Source organism: Micromonospora sp. NPDC003816, assembly GCF_042874705.1.
Lineage (GTDB): Bacteria > Actinomycetota > Actinomycetes > Mycobacteriales > Micromonosporaceae > Micromonospora.
In genome coordinates, this window is sequence record NZ_JBIANP010000004.1 from 256,210 (window position 1) to 271,619 (window position 15,410).

Sequence of the window (15,410 nt, forward strand, 5' to 3'; positions counted from 1 at the left end):
CCTCCTAACACCTCTCACCGCCGCCGCACGGTCGCCGCCGCACGGCGGGCGGTCAGCGCAGGGGAGTGTGCGCGGGGTCGACCCGCTCGGCGGGCGGCGGGGGTGGCGGGGGAGTGCCGTCGCCGAACGGGCGACCGCCCAGCGCCTCCCGGTCGTGCGGGGTGAGCCAGTTCGACAGGTCGGGGCCGAGCGGCACCACCCCGGTCGGGTTGATGTCCCGGTGCACCTCGTAGTAGTGCCGCTTGATGTGGTCGAAGTCGATCGTGTCGCCGAAGCCGGGCGTGGTGAACAGGTCCCGCGCGTACGCCCACAGCACCGGCATCTCGCTCAGCTTCTGCCGGTTGCACTTGAAGTGCCCGTGGTACACCGGGTCGAAGCGGACCAGCGTGGTGAACAGCCGTACGTCGGCCTCGGTGATGGTGTCGCCGACCAGGTACCGCTGCCCGGCCAGGCGCTCGCTGAGCCAGTCGATCCGGTCGAACAACCGGTGGTACGCCTTCTCGTAGCCCTCCTGGCTGCCGGCGAAGCCACAGCGGTACACGCCGTTGTTGACGTCGCTGAAGACCAGCGCGTTGACCTCGTCGATCTCGTCGCGCAGGTGCTCGGGGTAGAGCTGCGGCGCGCCCTGGCGGTGGTGTGCGGTCCACTCGGTGGAGAGGTCCAGGCTCATCCGGCTGTAGTCGTTGGTCACCACCTGCCCGGTGGGCACGTCGACCATGGCCGGCACGGTGATGCCGCGCGGGTAGTCCGGGTAGCGGGCGAAGTACGCCTGCTGGAGCCGCTCGATGCCGAGCACCGGGTCACGCCCGTCCGGGTCGAGGTCGAAGGTCCAGCTCCGGGCGTCGTGGGTGGGCCCGGCGACGGCCATCGAGATGGCGTCCTCCAGCCCCAACAGCCGCCGGACGATGATCAGCCGGTTTGCCCAGGGGCAGGCCCGACTCACCGCCAACCGGTACCGACCCGCCTCGACCGGGTAGCCGTCCCGGCCGTCGACCGTGATCCGGGTGGTGATGTAGTTCTGGTCCCGGTTGAACTCGCCCTGCTCGACGTACTTCCCGCCGCTGTTCGTACCGCCCGCGCCCATGCCGCCCCCAAGGTGTCGCCACGTCGTCCTGCATCCCATCATGGCCGATCATGCGCGGGCCGGCGCGGGGAGCCGCCGGACGCCACGGTCGGGCCGTCGGTGGCGATCCTTCGGGTGGTGGTCGCGCGGGCCGTGGCCACAGGGCAGGATGTTGCGCATGAGCGAGCGAAGCGAGTCGGCCGGCGTACCCGGCAGCGGCCTGGTGAAGGGGCTGGCGGTCACGCTCAAGACGATGACGAAGCGCTCCACCACCCAGCAGTACCCGGACGTCGCGCCCGACCTGCCGCCCCGCTCGCGCGGGGTGATCGCGCTGATGGAGGAGAACTGCACGGTCTGCATGCTCTGCGCCCGCGAGTGTCCGGACTGGTGCATCTACATCGACTCGCACAAGGAGGAGGTGGCGGTGCCCGGCGCGGCCCGGCCCCGCCAGCGCAACGTCCTCGACCGGTTCGACATCGACTTCTCGCTCTGCATGTACTGCGGCATCTGCATCGAGGTCTGCCCCTTCGACGCGCTCCACTGGTCGCCGGAGTTCGAGTACTCCGAGTACGACATCAAGGACCTGCTGCACGACAAGGAGCACCTGGGCGAGTGGGTGGCGACCGTGCCGCCGCCGCCCGCGCACGACCCGCAGGGTGAGCCGGCCAAGGAGGAGACCGCCGCCGCGCGCAAGGCCGCGGTTCCCGCCGCGTCCGCCGCCCGGCCGACCGCCCCGGCGGTACGCCCCGAGCGCCGCCCCGCCGCCCGCCCACCCGCCGCCGAGCCCGGCGCCGCAGGTGCGGGTACGCCCGAGACCGATGCCGGGGAAGGCACTCCCGCGTGACCGGCGTGGACGCCCTGCTGCTCGCCCTCGGTGCGGTGGCGGTCGGGTCGGGGGTGCTGGTGGTGGCGACCAGCCATCTGGTCCGGGCCGGGCTCTATCTGGTGGTCTGCCTCGGCGCGCTGGCCGGGATGTACCTGGTGCTCTCCGCCGAGATGGTGGCCTGGGTGCAGGTGCTGATCTACGTCGGCGCGGTGGTGGTGCTGCTGCTGTTCGCGGTGATGCTGACCCGGGCACCGATCGGCGCCTCGGACGACCTGGACCGGCCCGGCTGGCCGGCCGCGCTGATCGGCGGTGGCGTCGGGCTCGGGCTGTCGGCCCTGCTCGTCGACGCGTACCGCTGGACCGCCGTGGAACTGCCCGGGCCGGGCAACGCCGAGCGCATCGGTGAGCAGGTCTTCGGAAGCTGGGTGCTGCCGTTCGAGGTGCTCTCCGTACTGCTGCTCTCGGCGTTGGTCGGTGCGATCGTGCTGTCCCGGCCGGACATCGGTCGGGCACCGCGTGACAGGGAATCGGCGTCCGGGGGCGGCGTGTCGGAGGGGCGGTCGCGGTGAGACCGGTCATCCCGTACGTCACCGCCGCCCTGCTGTTCGGCCTCGGCGTCTACGGCGTCCTGCGGCGGCGTAACGCGGTGCTGGTGCTGATGGCCGTGGAGCTGATGCTCAACGCGGTGAACCTGATCCTGGTCACCGCCGACACCACGGCCAAGGCGCTGCTGCCGCACGGCGGGCAGGTCTTCGCCCTCTTCGTGATCGTGCTGGCCGCCGCCGAGATCGGGGTGGGGCTGGCGATCGTGCTCCAGCTCTATCGGATGCGGGCCAGCGTGGCGGTGGACGAGATCCCGCTGGCCGAGCGCCCGGCCGACGAGCCGACGCCGGTCGTCGCCGGTCCGGCCGGTGACGTGGTCGCGGAGGGGGAGCGGTGAGCACCACGACGTTGCTGGGTGTGCTGCTGCCGGTGGTCCCGCTGGTCGCCGGCCTGACCGGCCTGCTGCTGCCGCCCTCGCCGCGCGGCTCCGCCCTCGGTGCCGATCCGGCCCGCCGGACCGCCGTCGCCCTCGGCGTGACCGGTGCGGCCGGTGCTCTCGCGTTGGCGGTCGCCCTGCTGGTCACGCTGGACGGCCCGGTGGAGGCGTCGACCACCTGGATCGACTTCGGCGGTCTCGCCGTCACCCTCGGGGTACGCCTCGACGGGGCCGCCGCGCTGGTCGCCGTCGCGGTCACCGCCGTCGCCCTGGCCGTGCAGGTCTACTCGACCGGTTACCTGAGCGGTGGCCCGCGCGAGGACGGGGACGTCGACCATCGCTACCCGCCGTACGCGGCCCAGATCAGCCTCTTCACCGCCGCGATGCTGCTGGTGGTGGTCTCCGGGGACCTGATCCTGCTGCTGGTCGGCTGGGAGGTGATGGGTCTCTGCTCGTACCTGCTCATCGCCCACGACCGGCGGCTGCCGGAGGCCCCGGCCGCCGCGATGAAGGCGTTCCTGGTGACCCGGGTCGGCGACGTCGGCTTCCTGCTCGGCATCGCGCTGCTCGGCGTCTCGGCGGGCAGCTTCCGGATCCACGACGTGCTCGCCCACTCCCACAGCACCACCACGCTCACCGCCGCCTGTCTGCTGCTGCTCGCCGGGGTGGCCGGCAAGAGCGCCCAGTTCCCGCTGCACACCTGGCTGCCCGACGCGATGGCCGGCCCGACCCCGATCTCCGCGTTGATCCACGCCGCGACCATGGTCGCCGCCGGTGTGTACGCGGTCACCCGGCTGTGGCCGCTGTTCGAGGCGACGCCGGTCGCGCTGGCCGTGCTCGGCGTGATGGCGTCGGTGACGCTGCTGCTCGGTGCGCTGGCCGCCACCGCACAGGACGACATCAAGCGGGTGCTGGCCTGGTCCACGGTCTCCCAGCTCGGCTACATGACCGGTGCGCTGGCCGTCGGCTCGCCGCCCGCCGCCCTGTTCCACCTGCTCACCCACGCCGCGTTCAAGGCGCTGCTCTTCCTCGCCGCCGGTGCGGTGATCCACAGCGTCGGCACCGCGCTGATGTCCCGGATGGGCGGGCTGCGGCACACCATGCCGGTCACCTTCTGGTGCATGCTGATCGGGCTGGGCGCGCTGGCCGGCGTACCGCCGCTCTCCGGGTTCTGGAGCAAGGAGGGCGTGCTGGCCGCTGCCGCCGACGCCGTGCTCGGTGGTGGCCCGGCCCCGAGCTGGGTGGGATGGCTGGTGCTGGTCTCCGGGCTGGTCGGGGTGGCGATCACCGCCTGGTACGCCACCCGACTGCTGCTGCGGGCCTTCTTCGGCACGCTGCGCACCCCGCAGCTCCCGCCGCACGATCCGCCCGCCGCCCTGCGCTGGCCGTTGCTGCTGCTCGCGGTGCCGGCGGCCCTGCTCGGCCTGGCCGGCTTCTCGCCCTGGTTCACCGACCGGTTGCTCTCCGGCGCTCCCGGCGGGCTGGGCGTACCGGAGCTGGTGCACATCGGGCCGCTGATGCTGCTGCCGCTGGCGCTGCTGCTGGTCGGTGTGGCCCTGGCCTGGCGGCGTGACCCGGCGGTCGACCCGGCCACCACGCTGGGTCCGCTGCGGCCGGTCCTCGCCCGCGCGTTCCGGCTCGACGACGTCCAGGACGCCCTGGTGGTACGCCCGACGACCGCGTTGGGTCGGCTGGCCCGTACCGCCGACGAGCGGGTGGTGGACGGCGCGGTCACCGGCACCGGGCGGGCGGCCCGCGCGCTCGGCGGCGGGCTGGGCACCCTGCACCGGGCGGCACTGCCCCGGGCGGTCGTCGCGGTGCTCGCCGGTGCGCTGCTGCTCGGCCTGGCCGCCGTCCTGATCGGAGGAGCGGCATGACGTCCGGGGAAGTCCTGCTGGTGGCGGTGCTCGCGCTGCCGGCCCTCGGTGCCCTGGCGGTGGCGGCCACGCCGCACGACCGGGGCGCGCGGGTGCTGGGCACCGTCGTCGCCGCGCTGACCCTGGTCGCGGCCGTCGCACTGCTCGCCGCCCGGGACGCCGGCTGGTCGGCGTACCTGCCGGACGGCACCGCCGGGGCGGTGCTGCCCTGGCACACCGTCGACCTGTCCTGGGTACCCGGCCTGGACCTGCGCTTCCACCTCGGGGTGGACGGCATCTCCTGGCCGCTGGTGGTGCTCACCGCCCTGCTCACGCTGCTCTGCTGCGGCTACAGCCTCTGGCGGGTGCCGACCGGCGGCAGCGGTAAGGCGCTGGTGGCGCTGCTGCTGGTGGTCGAGGTCGGCATCCTCGGCACCTTCCTCGCCCTCGACCTGGTGCTGTTCTTCCTCTTCTTCGAGGTGGTCCTGCTGCCGATGTACGCGATCATCGTCGGCTGGGGCGGCGACAGCGCCGACCTGGCGGCGGTCGACGCGCGGCGACGGGCGGCCCGGAAGTTCGCCCTCTACACGCTCTTCGGCTCGGTGCTGCTGCTGGTCGGCGTGTACGTCGTGGTGGCCGCCGCCGGGACCGCCGACATCGTGGCGCTGACCGGCGGCACGGGCCTGTCCAGGACCACCCAGCTCACCGCGTTCACCCTGTTCGCGGTCGCCTTCGCGGTGAAGAGCCCGCTCTGGCCGCTGCACTCCTGGCTGCCCGACGCGCACACCCAGGCCCCGACGGTCGGCAGTGTGCTGCTCGCCGGTGTGCTGCTCAAGATGGGCACGTACGGCCTGATCCGGGTCGCCGTCGGAGTGGCCCCGGAGGGGGCCCGCTGGGCGGCACCGGTGCTCGGCGTGCTCGCCGTGGCCGCCATCCTGGTCGGCTCGCTGGTCTGCCTGGCGCAGACCGAGCTGAAACGGCTGATCGCCTACTCCAGCGTGGGGCACATGGGTTTCGTGCTGCTCGGGATCGCCACGCTCACCGCCACCGGCATCCAGGCGGCGCTGATCGGCAACGTGGCGCACGGCATCATCACCGGCCTGCTCTTCTTCCTGGCCGGCGCGATCAAGGACCGTACGCACACCGGCGCGTTGAGCGAACTGTCCGGGCTGCGGGAGACCGCACCCCGGCTCTCCGGGCTGCTCGCCTTCGCGGCGGTCGCCTCGCTCGGGCTGCCCGGTCTGGCCGGCTTCTGGGGCGAGGCGTTCGCCGTGGTCGCCGCGATCCAGGTGGGCGGCGCACTCTGGACCACACTGGCGGTGCTGGCGGCGCTGGGCGGGGCGTTGACGGCGGCGTACCTGCTGCGGCTGTTGCGTCGGGTCACCCACGGTCGACCGACACCGGCGGTGAGCGGCCTCGGCCCGGGGATCGCCGGGGCCGAACTGGCCGCCTGGGTGCCGCTGGTGCTGCTGACCCTCGCCGTCGGGCTGGCCCCGACCCTGGTGCTGGGCGTCGCCGAGGCACCGGTGGCCGCCCTGGTGGGAGTGCTGCCATGAGCGAGCGTGAGCGAGCGAATCTTCGGTACAGCGCGGTGGTGCCTCGTGGCGGCACGCAGCGGAGCGGAGTGCCGGCATGAGCGAGCGTCAGCGAGTGAATCGTCAACGCAGCGCGGTGGTGCCTCATGGCGGCACGCAGCGGAGCGGAGTGCCGGCATGAGCGAGCGTCAGCGAGTGAATCGTCAACGCGGCGCGGTGGTGCCTCATGGCGGCACGCAGCGGAGCGGAGTGCCGGCATGAGCGAAGTGCAGAGTGTGGACCACGTCGCGTTGCTGCCGGCGTACCTGGCCGCCGGGACGGCCGTCCTGGTGCTCCTGGTGGACTTGCTGCTGGCCCGTCCGGCGGCGACGGTGGCCTCGGCGGTCACCGGTGCGGTCGCCACCGCCGTGGGGGCGGCGGCGGTCGGCACCCTCCCGGACCGGCGGACGTTCTGCGTCGGCCCCGACTGCTCGTACGTCTTCGGCGGCCGGGCCGCTCTGGTCGCGGCGCTGGTGGCGCTGCTGATGGTCGGGGTGCTGGCGCTGTCCGGGCCGTTGCTGCGCGACGGGCGTACCCCGGTGGGGGAGTACTGCTTCCTGCTCGCCTGCTCGATGACCGGTGGCGTGGTGCTCGGCGTGGCCGGTGACCTGATCACCCTGATCGTGGCGGTGGAGGTGCTCACGCTGCCGCTGTACGTGCTGGTCGGGCTCCGCCGGGGCAGTCTGGCCAGCGCCGAGGCGGCGGTGACCTTCTTCGTGGTGAGCGTGGTGGCCACCACGCTGACGCTGCTGGGTGCCGCGCTGCTCTACGCGGTCACCGGCGCGCTGCACCTGGAGCGGCTGGGCGGGCTGCTCGCCGACGGGGCACTACTCGACCTGCCGCTGACCACGGTGGCGGTGACGCTCGTGGTGGCGGGACTGGCGTTCAAGGTGGCGGCGGTGCCGTTCCACGTCTGGGCGCCGGCCACCTACGACGGCGCACCGCTGCCGGTGGCCGCGTACCTGTCGACGGCCTCGAAGCTCGGTGGGGTGGTGGCCCTGCTCGCCGTGGTGCAGCACGCGTTGCCGGCCGAGGTGACCGGTCCGGTGCTGGCCACGGTCGCCGTGCTGACCATGACCGTGGGCAACCTGGTGGCGCTGCGTCAGCGGCGTACGGTGCGACTGCTGGCCTGGTCCTCGGTGGCGCAGGCCGGGTACATCCTCGCTCCGCTCGGTGCGCTGGCCCTGGCCGATCCCGACGCGCGCACCGGTGCGTACGCGGCCGCCCTGGCGTACGCCGTCTTCTTCGTGCTGTTGGAGCTGGCCGCCTTCGCCGGGGTGGTGGCACTGCGCCCGGCCGGTGCGGACGGCGGCACCCTGGACGACCTGCGGGGTGCGGCCCGCCGGCACCCGTGGATCGGTGGCGGCCTGGCGTTCGCGCTGGTCGGGCTGGCGGGCCTGCCGCCGGCGCTGGCCGGGCTGTTCGCCAAGGTGACGGTGGTCCGCTCGCTGCTCGGCGGCGAGGCGAACTGGCTCGCCCTGGTGGTAGCGGTGAACGCGGTCATCGGCCTGGCCTACTACCTGCGCGTCGCGGCGTTGCTCTACGGGCCGCCGGGGGAGACCGCCGCGCCCGCCGTGCGACCGGGACGCGCGGTGATCGCCGCGCTGGCGGTGGCGACGATCCTCGCCGTGGTGGTCGGGTTCGCACCGCAGGTCGTGCTGGATCTCGCCGGAGGCTGAACGCGACCGCACTCCTGGTCATGACTGCCGTTCAGGTAACTCTCAGTCATGAAGCGGATGGTTTACGGGTACCGGGTTGTTGTACCGGTCAGCGGATCCCGTCATCCGTGCACCGAAGGAGTGATCGTGCACCACAACCGTCTGAAGACCGCCGCGCTGCTCGGCCTGCTCACCTCGTTGATCCTGGCGGTGGGCTACTGGTTCGGCGGCAGTGGCGGACTGGTCGTCGCCGTCCTCGTCTCGCTGGCGATGAACGGTTTCACCTACTTCTACTCGGACAAGCTGGCGTTGCGCTCGATGCGGGCGCAGCCGGTCACCGAGGCGCAGTTCCCGGAGCTTTACCACATGGTGCGGGAACTGGCCGCCGAGGCGCGGCAACCCATGCCCCGTCTCTACGTGAGCCCGACCGCCCAGCCCAACGCGTTCGCCACCGGGCGTAACCCGCAGAACGCGGCGGTCTGCGTGACGCAGGGGATCGTGGAGATCCTCGACTACCGCGAGCTGCGGGGCGTGATCGGCCACGAACTGTCCCACGTCTACAACCGGGACATCCTCATCTCCAGCGTGGCGGCCGGTCTGGCCGGCATCATCACCATGCTGGCGAACCTCGCTCTGTTCATCCCGCTCGGCGGCAACAGTGACGAGGACGGCCCGAACCCGGTCGTACTGCTGCTCACCGTCATCCTGGGCCCGCTCGCCGCGACCGTCATCCAGCTCGCGATCAGCCGCAACCGGGAGTTCCAGGCGGACGCCTCCGGCGCCGAGCTGACCCGCGACCCGCTGGCCCTGGCCAGCGCGCTGCGGAAGATCCACATGGGTACCCAGCGTCGACCGCTGCCGGCCGAGGGCCAGCTCACCAGCACCGCCCACCTGATGATCGACAACCCGTTCAAGGGCGGCGGCATCTCCGCCCTGTTCGCCACGCACCCCCGGATGGAGGAGCGCGTGGCTCGGCTGGAGCAGATGGCCGCCCAGGTCGGCCCGGTCCGCTACCAGCGCTGACGCACCACCCAACCCCTTCGCCGCCCGCGCCGGAGCATCCGGCGCGGGCGGCGCGTCGGTGCGGCCTGTGAGCGCGATAACCATGTTGCGCGGCACCACCCGGGCGTTAGGGTCTAAACGAATCTGGCTCATTACATCTGCGGTGGGGGTGCACGGTGGTCGGGCTGCGCCGGTATCTGAGCGTCTGGCAGATCCCCGGTGCGCCGACCCTGCTGATCACCGGCATCCTCGGGCGGCTCGGGATCGGCATGACGCCACTGGCGCTGCTGCTCGTCGTGGAGCAGGTCACCGGCCGCTACTCGCTGGCCGCCCTGGCCGGCGGCTGCTACGCCCTCACCGGTGCCGCGCTCAGCCCGATCGCCGGACGGATCGCCGACCGCATCGGTCCCACCCCGGTCCTGGTCGGCACCGCGATAGCCCATCCACTGGCGCTGATCGGGCTGCTCCTGTCGGCCCGCTCCGACACCGTGCCCTTCGCCGTGGTGCTGGTGGCCTCGGCGCTGGCCGGAGGGTCGTACCCGCCGCTCACCGCCGCCATCCGAGGTGCCTGGAACGACCTGACCAGCGTCTCCTCGGGCCGTTACCACCTGCGCAACACGGCGCTCGCCGCGGAGACGACGCTGTTCGAGATCGTCTTCGTGCTCGGCCCACTGCTCGTCGCCGGCTTCATCCTGTTCGCCGACGCCGGAGCGGCCCTGATCGGCGCGGCCGTGGTCACCCTCGTCGGCACCGTGGCGGTGGCGCTCGGCCGCACCATGCGCGGCTGGCAGCCGCACTCCCGTGAGCACCGCACCCGAGGGCTCGGCCCGCTGCGGGTCCCCGGCTTCCCGGCGCTGCTGCTCTGCGTGGCCAGCCTCGGCATCGCGTTCGGCGCGACCGGCGTGACCGTGCCGGCGTTCGCCACCCGCTACGCCGCCGACGACCCGGACAGCCTCGCCGGTGTGCTGCTGGCCGTCTGGGGGATCGGCAGCGCGATCGGTGGGTTCTGGTTCGGCCTGCGCCGTCCGGCCCTCAACATGACCCGCCAGTTCGCCTGGCTGTTGGGCTTGGTGGCGGGCAGCTTCGTGGTGTTCGCCGTGATGCCCACGGCGGGCGCGCTGGGCGTCGCCCTGGTCATCGGTGGTGCCGCCATCGCGCCCGCGTTGACCCTGGAGAACACCCTGGTCGGGCGGATCTCCCCGCTGGGCATGCTGAACGAGGCGTACACCTGGGTGGTGACCATGTCGGTCGGCGCGAGCGCGGCCGGTGGTGCCGTCGCCGGCCTGATCGTCGACCAGGCCGGCGGGGTGCCCTGGGCCTTCCTGTTCGCCGGTGCGGCGGTCGCCGTCGGGGCCGGGGTCGCGGCCCTGCCCGCCGGCCCCATCGCCCGCGCCGAAGCCGACGCGGTACGCCTCGAAGAGCCCGCCGCCGTCTGACCGTGTCCCCGGCACCCGCTCACTGTCCGGGGCGCACCGCGCGGAGCACGTGCGCGACCAGCGCGTCGGCATACTCGTCCGTGAGCGGCCCGAGGCGCAGCAGCCACCGCTGGTACAGCGGCGCGTAGAGCAGTTCGAGCGCCAGGTCCAGGTCGGCGTCGGCGCGGATCTGCCCCGCCCGCTGCGCGCTGCGCAGCCGCTCCCGCTTGGCCTCGTCCACCGGAGCAGCCAGTCGTTCCCGGTACTGCGCGGCCAGCTCCGGATCGGCCGCGATCTCCAGGTTGAGCGCCCGGATCGGCGCCTCGAACGCCGGGTCGGCGAACTCCGCGACGGTGGCCCGCAGCACCGTCCTCAGGTCGGCCTCGATGTCGCCGGTGTCCGGCAGCCTCACCCCGTCGGCCTCCTCGCTCAACGCCAGGAACGCGTCGAAGACCACGGCCCCCTTCGACCGCCACCACCGATAGATCGTCTGCTTGCCGACCCCCGCCCGCGCCGCGATGGCCTCGATGGAGAGCTTCGCGTACCCGACCTCGGAGACCAACTCCCGCGTGGCACCCAGCACGGCCTGCCGGGACCGTTCACTCCGGCGTGCCGGGTCCGGACGCTTCGGTGCCGGTGCCGGTGCCGGTGCCTGGGCTGTGGCCTGGGCCTGGGTGGTGGCCAGGTCCTGGGTCGGGTCGGTGTTTCTCGGGGCCGGGAACATGGGCTTGAGCATATCGAGAGTGAGACGAGACGGTCCGTCTTGACGGATCGGTGTCGGCGGAGCAGACTCGATCCGTCAAGCGAGACGGTCCGTCTCGTCTTACTCGATCGAGGGAGGTGCGGGGTGGCAGATCCTCGCGTGTGGTTCGTCACCGGAGCCAGCCGTGGACTGGGCCGGGCGGTCACCCAGGCCGCCCTGGCCGCAGGGGACCGGGTCGTCGGAGCGGCCCGCGACGTCGACCCGTTGGCCGAGCTGGCCGCGCGCCACCCCGACCGGCTGGTCGCACTGCCCCTGGACGTCGCCGACCGGGCCGCCGTCACGCTGGCGGTGGACCGCGCGGCCGAGACCTTCGGTCGGCTCGACGTCGTCCTCAACAACGCCGGCGGGATGCTGCTCGGCATGCTGGAGGAAGCCACCGAGGAGCAGATCCGGCAGCACCTCGACGTCAACTTCTTCGGCGCCGTCTGGGTCACCCAGGCCGTCATCCCGCACCTGCGCGCCCAGGGCGGCGGTCACCTGCTCCAGGTCACCTCGATGGGCAGCGGCGGCGGCGTCGCCTCCGTCGGCCTCTACGCGGCCGGCAAAGCCGCACTCGACGCGCTCAGCCAGTCCGTGGCGATGGAACTCGCGCCCTTCGGCATCAGGGTCAGCATCGTGCAGCCCGGCGGCTACGACACCGGCCTCTACACGTCGGGCACCACCACGACTGAGCCCCGACCGGCGTACGCGCCGCTGCGGGCGCAACTGGCCGAACTCTGGGGCGACGACGCCGGCCCGCCGCCCGAGACCGCCGCACCGGTCATCATGACGCTCGTCGACCTGCCCGAGCCGCCGCTACGCCTCATCGTCGGCAGCAACTCCTACGACATCGTCAGGCAGATGGAGCAGGCCAGAGTCGACGAGTACCGAGCCTGGGAGGACCTCAGCCGCCAGGCACCCGGCTGAGCCGTGCGTACCCCGCTCGCACCGGCTCGGCGCAGACGCCGCCCGCCGGCCGCCCCCGGTATTCCTGAGGGGCGGCCGACCGCGGGGGCAGCTGCCTCAGCGGTAGTTGTTGAACTGCAGGGCGACGCCGAAGTCCTCGCCCTTGAGCAGCGTGATGACGGCCTGCAGGTCGTCCTTCTTCTTGCCGGTGACCCGAAGCTGGTCACCCTGAATCTGCGCCTGGACTCCCTTGGGACCCTCGTCGCGGATCTTCTTGCTGATCGCCTTGGCCTTCTCCTGGTCGATGCCCTGGATCACCTTGGCGTCGATCTTGAAGATCTTGCCCGACGGGCGCGGGTCACCCGCGTCCAACGACTTCATCGAGATGTTGCGCTTGACCAACTTCTCCTTGAAGACGTCCAGCGCGGCCTTCACCCGCTCCTCGGTCTCCGCCTGGAGGCTGATCGCCTCCTCACCCGACCAGGAGATCTCCGCGCCGGTCCCCCGAAAGTCGAACCGCGTCGCGAGCTCCTTCTCCGCCTGGCGAAGGGCGTTGTCGACCTCCTGGCGGTCGACCTTGCTGACGATGTCGAACGACGGGTTCGCTGCCATGCTTCTGCTCCTGCTGTCCGGCTGATTTGTGATCCTTTGCCCCCGATGCCCAGGGGTACGACTCCCTGACGGTACCCGGTTGCGCCGGAGCCGGTGGTAGCCGCTATCCTTGCTTCCGCTGCCGCGCCACGGTGCGGTGGTACGCCCTGGCGGGTTGCCCGAGCGGCCAATGGGAGCGGACTGTAAATCCGTCGCGAAAGCTTCAGAGGTTCGAATCCTCTACCCGCCACCAGGTGCGACAACGGCCCCTGACCTGCGTGAACGCCGGTCAGGGGCCCTTCTTGTGAGTCCCGTTCAGTCTCGCGGTAGACCGCTTGATCTCACTCGTCGTGTCGCGTGCGTGTCGGCGAGGTAGTGCTTGTGTCCAGGCCGCACTATGGCCGCGTGGCATGGGAATGGTTGGCTCCGGCCGGCACGGCGTTCGGCGCTGCGGTTGGAGCTCTTGCGGTTGTTGCTAGCGGCCGATTGTCCTCGCGTGCAGGCGTCCGAGCGCAGGAGGTCCAGTTAGAGGCACTTAGGCATCAAACCGAGTCGGAAGACCGACGTGCCCGAGTTGCGGCAAAGCAGACCATTTATGGGAGATTTCTGGCCGAGCTTGACGCCGTGCACCTAGTAGCAATCGATTATCGTCTGTTTGTGGAGAAAGAGCGAAATCCGCAAGCAGCAGTGAGCACGAAAGAGGTGTACGAAGCGATGAAGACCCTGCTTCTTTTGCAGGCTGAGGTCGTTGTCTTGGGTGGGCCGCAGATGTACCTGGAGACGACCAGGGCAATGAACGCAGTGCTTGAAGTCGTTGAGGGGCGATTGGAGGACTATTCGGAGGCCAAGACCGAGCTGGTCATGGCCCTTCACAAGGACATCGCAGGTCAGTAACTCGGTTGACTCTCCTGGAGAGCCAACGCTGCTTCAACACGGTTTTTGGCCGCTTCCTCTGCCCCGTACACACACTTTGCGTAAACCCGCATCAGAACGTGAACGCTGTGCCCGGCCCACTCGGCGACCTGGGTAGCCGGTACTCCGGCGTTGAGCCAGAGAGACACGGCGGCGTGTCGCAGGTCGTATGGACGCCGGGCCAGCGGTGACCGTTGCTGAGCCGCTGTCAGCACCTTTGCCCGCGCGCCCCGCCATGCCTTGCCGTAGGTGTTGTTCGGGATCGGCTGACCAGCGGTGGGCACGTACCGTCCACCGGGGCCGCGCCGGGTGACGAATAGCCTACCGTTCGGTCCGGACGGGTACTCGTTGAGGTGGTGGTCAAGTAGGCGCACGAGCGGCGGCGGCACGGGCACATCCCGGGTGGCTGTCTTGCCCCGGTGCTTCAGCTCGCGATCCTCGGCAGTGTCGCCACTGTCGCCCCAGTACCGGCCCACGGCCACCGTCGAGCCGGTCAGGTGCAGCGCGCCCCAACCCCCAGGGTGGGCGGGTCGCTCGTACTCATCTTCGCGCAGGTGGAGCACTTCCTCAGGCCGTAGCGCGGCGTAGTACATACACCCGAAGAACGCTTCGAGCTCGGGTACGGCGCGCCCAACCTCGGCGAGCAGCGCCCGTGCCTGGTCGGGGTTAACCACCGCCCGCCGGTCCACCTCATCGGCAGTCTTTGGCGCGGTCCAGCTCACCAAAGACATCGGGTGCGTGTCGAGTAGCCGCAGCTCAACGGCATACTTGAGTGCACCGGAAAAGACGGCACGCTTCCTGGCGATCGTGGCGGGCGACGCGGGAGCGCCGTCAATCCGTAGGGCAAGCGTGTCGAGAGCCTTTCTGACCAGTGTGGCGTCGGTGAGGGCTGCCAGGTCGACCGTGTTGCCTTTGAGCCAGCGCACGGCGGTGGTGAGGTCGGCCGGCGGGTCTCCGGCGTCGCGCCGCGACTTGTTGAACGCCCACCCGTAGAGCGCGGCCCGTAGCGCCTTATCGTTGGGGACGCCTCGGTCGGTCATTAGTAACGCGGGCGTGACGGTGGCCAAGGTCTCGGCGATGCCCTTGCGATGTTTGGCCGACGCGCGGGGCCACTTCATGTCAACGTAGGCAATTGCGTGCTCAAGCCACGACCGGGTGTTAAGTGCTCGCGCCATGGGTTCGGGTAGGCCGCTGGCCTTATCGAACGCAACGCCTTCCCGCTGGGAAACGACCAGCTTGGACCGGAAGCTCTCGGCCAGAGCGCGGGTGGCGAACGTATCGCGGAACGGGCGGCCGGCCACCTTCCATCGGACCGTGTATGACTTCTTTCGGCCCGACAGTTCGTTGGTCAGGATCGCGTGAATGCGGACGTCGTAGCTGCTCAAGCGGCCTCCTCGTGATTGTTCAGCCAGGTGTCCAGGTCGCGGCGGCGGACGTAAAGGCTTCCGTTCGGGTACTTGATGGTTCGGGGCGCGCGGCCGGTGGCCTTCCAGCGGAAGAAGGTCGATCGGGGTACGCGGAGTTCATCCAGGACTTCGGCGAGGGTGAGCAGGGTCCCGTGGGGGGTGCGGCGGGCGGTCATCGCGAACGTCCTCTCTCGGGTGGCGTCGCGTAGCGGGTGTTGTGCGCAGCCTGATTCGTGCGCTGGTGGCCTCTCGGCGATTGATAGGCAGATGTGGGAGAGGTTGGTCGGGCGTTGCCGCAGAGCGCCGTAGGGCTGCCCGCTGAGAGCGCCGTAGGCGCATGATCCGGGCGGGGTTGGTGTCCGGCGTGGGGCCGTTGCATCTGTGTGGCTCTCAGCGGGCCGGGGTTGCGCGGGCCGGTGGCGGTCCGTCGTGCGTTCGGTGTGGGGAGGGCTGAACCATCTCCGCATCTCCGCTTCTCCG

15 protein-coding genes and 1 tRNA gene are annotated in these 15,410 nt (G+C 71.2%); 11 read left to right on the plus strand and 5 right to left on the minus strand.

All coding sequences use genetic code 11. The annotated features are described in order from the left end of the window. Positions 1 to 52: 52 nt before the first annotated feature. The gene (locus ACFYTT_RS16825; RefSeq protein ID WP_387260143.1) at positions 53 to 1,084 is read right to left on the minus strand and encodes a glutathione S-transferase family protein; all 1,032 of its coding nucleotides are present in this window, start codon (positions 1,082 to 1,084) and stop codon (positions 53 to 55) included. Positions 1,085 to 1,241: 157 nt separating this feature from the next. Here ACFYTT_RS16825 and ACFYTT_RS16830 point away from each other — a divergent pair, with 157 nt between their 5' ends. The 8 genes from ACFYTT_RS16830 to ACFYTT_RS16865 all read left to right on the plus strand — a co-directional run bounded on the left by ACFYTT_RS16830 (position 1,242) and on the right by ACFYTT_RS16865 (position 10,394). Then, a complete protein-coding gene (locus tag ACFYTT_RS16830; RefSeq protein WP_387260146.1) occupies positions 1,242 to 1,907 on the plus strand; it encodes a NuoI/complex I 23 kDa subunit family protein in 666 nt (221 codons plus the stop codon). Continuing rightward, complete coding sequence (locus ACFYTT_RS16835) at positions 1,904 to 2,458, plus strand: NADH-quinone oxidoreductase subunit J (RefSeq protein ID WP_176095252.1); 555 nt, start codon at positions 1,904 to 1,906, stop codon at positions 2,456 to 2,458. The genes ACFYTT_RS16830 and ACFYTT_RS16835 overlap by 4 nt, the downstream gene beginning before the upstream one ends. Beyond that, positions 2,455 to 2,829 (plus strand): NADH-quinone oxidoreductase subunit NuoK, encoded by a 375-nt coding sequence (gene nuoK, locus ACFYTT_RS16840; RefSeq protein WP_131057507.1) that lies wholly within the window; start codon positions 2,455 to 2,457, stop codon positions 2,827 to 2,829. The genes ACFYTT_RS16835 and nuoK overlap by 4 nt, the downstream gene beginning before the upstream one ends. Continuing rightward, positions 2,826 to 4,745: an NADH-quinone oxidoreductase subunit L gene (locus ACFYTT_RS16845; protein ID WP_387260150.1), complete on the plus strand. Its 1,920-nt coding sequence runs from the start codon at positions 2,826 to 2,828 to the stop codon at positions 4,743 to 4,745. Before nuoK ends, ACFYTT_RS16845 begins: the two co-directional genes overlap by 4 nt. Further along, positions 4,742 to 6,280, plus strand: a complete 1,539-nt coding sequence (locus ACFYTT_RS16850) for a NuoM family protein (protein ID WP_387260152.1) — start codon at positions 4,742 to 4,744, stop codon at positions 6,278 to 6,280. The genes ACFYTT_RS16845 and ACFYTT_RS16850 overlap by 4 nt, the downstream gene beginning before the upstream one ends. A gap of 236 nt (positions 6,281 to 6,516) precedes the next feature. Continuing rightward, positions 6,517 to 7,977, plus strand: coding sequence for an NADH-quinone oxidoreductase subunit N (locus tag ACFYTT_RS16855; RefSeq protein WP_131052790.1), 1,461 nt, complete (start codon positions 6,517 to 6,519; stop codon positions 7,975 to 7,977). 126 nt (positions 7,978 to 8,103) lie between these two features. Then, positions 8,104 to 8,979 carry a zinc metalloprotease HtpX gene (htpX, locus tag ACFYTT_RS16860; protein ID WP_131052791.1) on the plus strand — a complete coding sequence of 292 codons (876 nt, stop codon included), beginning with the start codon at positions 8,104 to 8,106 and terminating at the stop codon, positions 8,977 to 8,979. A 155-nt stretch (positions 8,980 to 9,134) separates the two neighbouring features. After that, the gene (locus ACFYTT_RS16865) at positions 9,135 to 10,394 is read left to right on the plus strand and encodes an MFS transporter (RefSeq protein WP_176095248.1); all 1,260 of its coding nucleotides are present in this window, start codon (positions 9,135 to 9,137) and stop codon (positions 10,392 to 10,394) included. 19 nt (positions 10,395 to 10,413) lie between these two features. Here ACFYTT_RS16865 and ACFYTT_RS16870 read toward each other — a convergent pair whose 3' ends face one another. Further along, on the minus strand, positions 10,414 to 11,097 hold the full coding sequence (locus ACFYTT_RS16870; RefSeq protein ID WP_387260156.1) for a TetR/AcrR family transcriptional regulator: 684 nt from the start codon (positions 11,095 to 11,097) through the stop codon (positions 10,414 to 10,416). Positions 11,098 to 11,220: 123 nt separating this feature from the next. On the opposite strand from ACFYTT_RS16870, the gene ACFYTT_RS16875 reads away from it, so the two are divergent. Continuing rightward, complete coding sequence (locus tag ACFYTT_RS16875; RefSeq protein WP_387260159.1) at positions 11,221 to 12,042, plus strand: SDR family NAD(P)-dependent oxidoreductase; 822 nt, start codon at positions 11,221 to 11,223, stop codon at positions 12,040 to 12,042. 96 nt (positions 12,043 to 12,138) lie between these two features. Here ACFYTT_RS16875 and ACFYTT_RS16880 read toward each other — a convergent pair whose 3' ends face one another. Then, the gene (locus tag ACFYTT_RS16880; protein ID WP_161594942.1) at positions 12,139 to 12,633 is read right to left on the minus strand and encodes a YajQ family cyclic di-GMP-binding protein; all 495 of its coding nucleotides are present in this window, start codon (positions 12,631 to 12,633) and stop codon (positions 12,139 to 12,141) included. A gap of 148 nt (positions 12,634 to 12,781) precedes the next feature. Here ACFYTT_RS16880 and ACFYTT_RS16885 point away from each other — a divergent pair. Then, a tRNA-Tyr gene (locus ACFYTT_RS16885) sits at positions 12,782 to 12,865 on the plus strand. A 152-nt stretch (positions 12,866 to 13,017) separates the two neighbouring features. After that, positions 13,018 to 13,506, plus strand: coding sequence for a hypothetical protein (locus ACFYTT_RS16890; RefSeq protein ID WP_387260162.1), 489 nt, complete (start codon positions 13,018 to 13,020; stop codon positions 13,504 to 13,506). Here the strand turns inward: ACFYTT_RS16890 and ACFYTT_RS16895 are convergent. Further along, complete coding sequence (locus tag ACFYTT_RS16895) at positions 13,500 to 14,909, minus strand: tyrosine-type recombinase/integrase (protein WP_387260165.1); 1,410 nt, start codon at positions 14,907 to 14,909, stop codon at positions 13,500 to 13,502. The two genes, ACFYTT_RS16890 and ACFYTT_RS16895, sit on opposite strands and share 7 nt — an antisense overlap. Beyond that, positions 14,906 to 15,106, minus strand: a complete 201-nt coding sequence (locus tag ACFYTT_RS16900) for a helix-turn-helix transcriptional regulator (protein ID WP_387260168.1) — start codon at positions 15,104 to 15,106, stop codon at positions 14,906 to 14,908. Before ACFYTT_RS16900 ends, ACFYTT_RS16895 begins: the two co-directional genes overlap by 4 nt. Between the last annotated feature and the right edge of the window lie 304 nt (positions 15,107 to 15,410).

Bases quoted from the DNA above. Each gene is read 5' to 3' on its own strand.
- ACFYTT_RS16825 (WP_387260143.1), bottom strand. From the start codon at position 1,084: ATGGGCGCGGGCGGTACGAACAGCGGCGGGAAGTACGTCGAGCAGGGC.
- ACFYTT_RS16830 (WP_387260146.1), top strand. From the start codon at position 1,242: ATGAGCGAGCGAAGCGAGTCGGCCGGCGTACCCGGCAGCGGCCTGGTG.
- ACFYTT_RS16850 (WP_387260152.1), top strand. From the start codon at position 4,742: ATGACGTCCGGGGAAGTCCTGCTGGTGGCGGTGCTCGCGCTGCCGGCC.
- ACFYTT_RS16855 (WP_131052790.1), top strand. From the start codon at position 6,517: ATGAGCGAAGTGCAGAGTGTGGACCACGTCGCGTTGCTGCCGGCGTAC.
- ACFYTT_RS16870 (WP_387260156.1), bottom strand. From the start codon at position 11,097: ATGTTCCCGGCCCCGAGAAACACCGACCCGACCCAGGACCTGGCCACC.
- ACFYTT_RS16880 (WP_161594942.1), bottom strand. From the start codon at position 12,633: ATGGCAGCGAACCCGTCGTTCGACATCGTCAGCAAGGTCGACCGCCAG.
- ACFYTT_RS16900 (WP_387260168.1), bottom strand. From the start codon at position 15,106: ATGACCGCCCGCCGCACCCCCCACGGGACCCTGCTCACCCTCGCCGAA.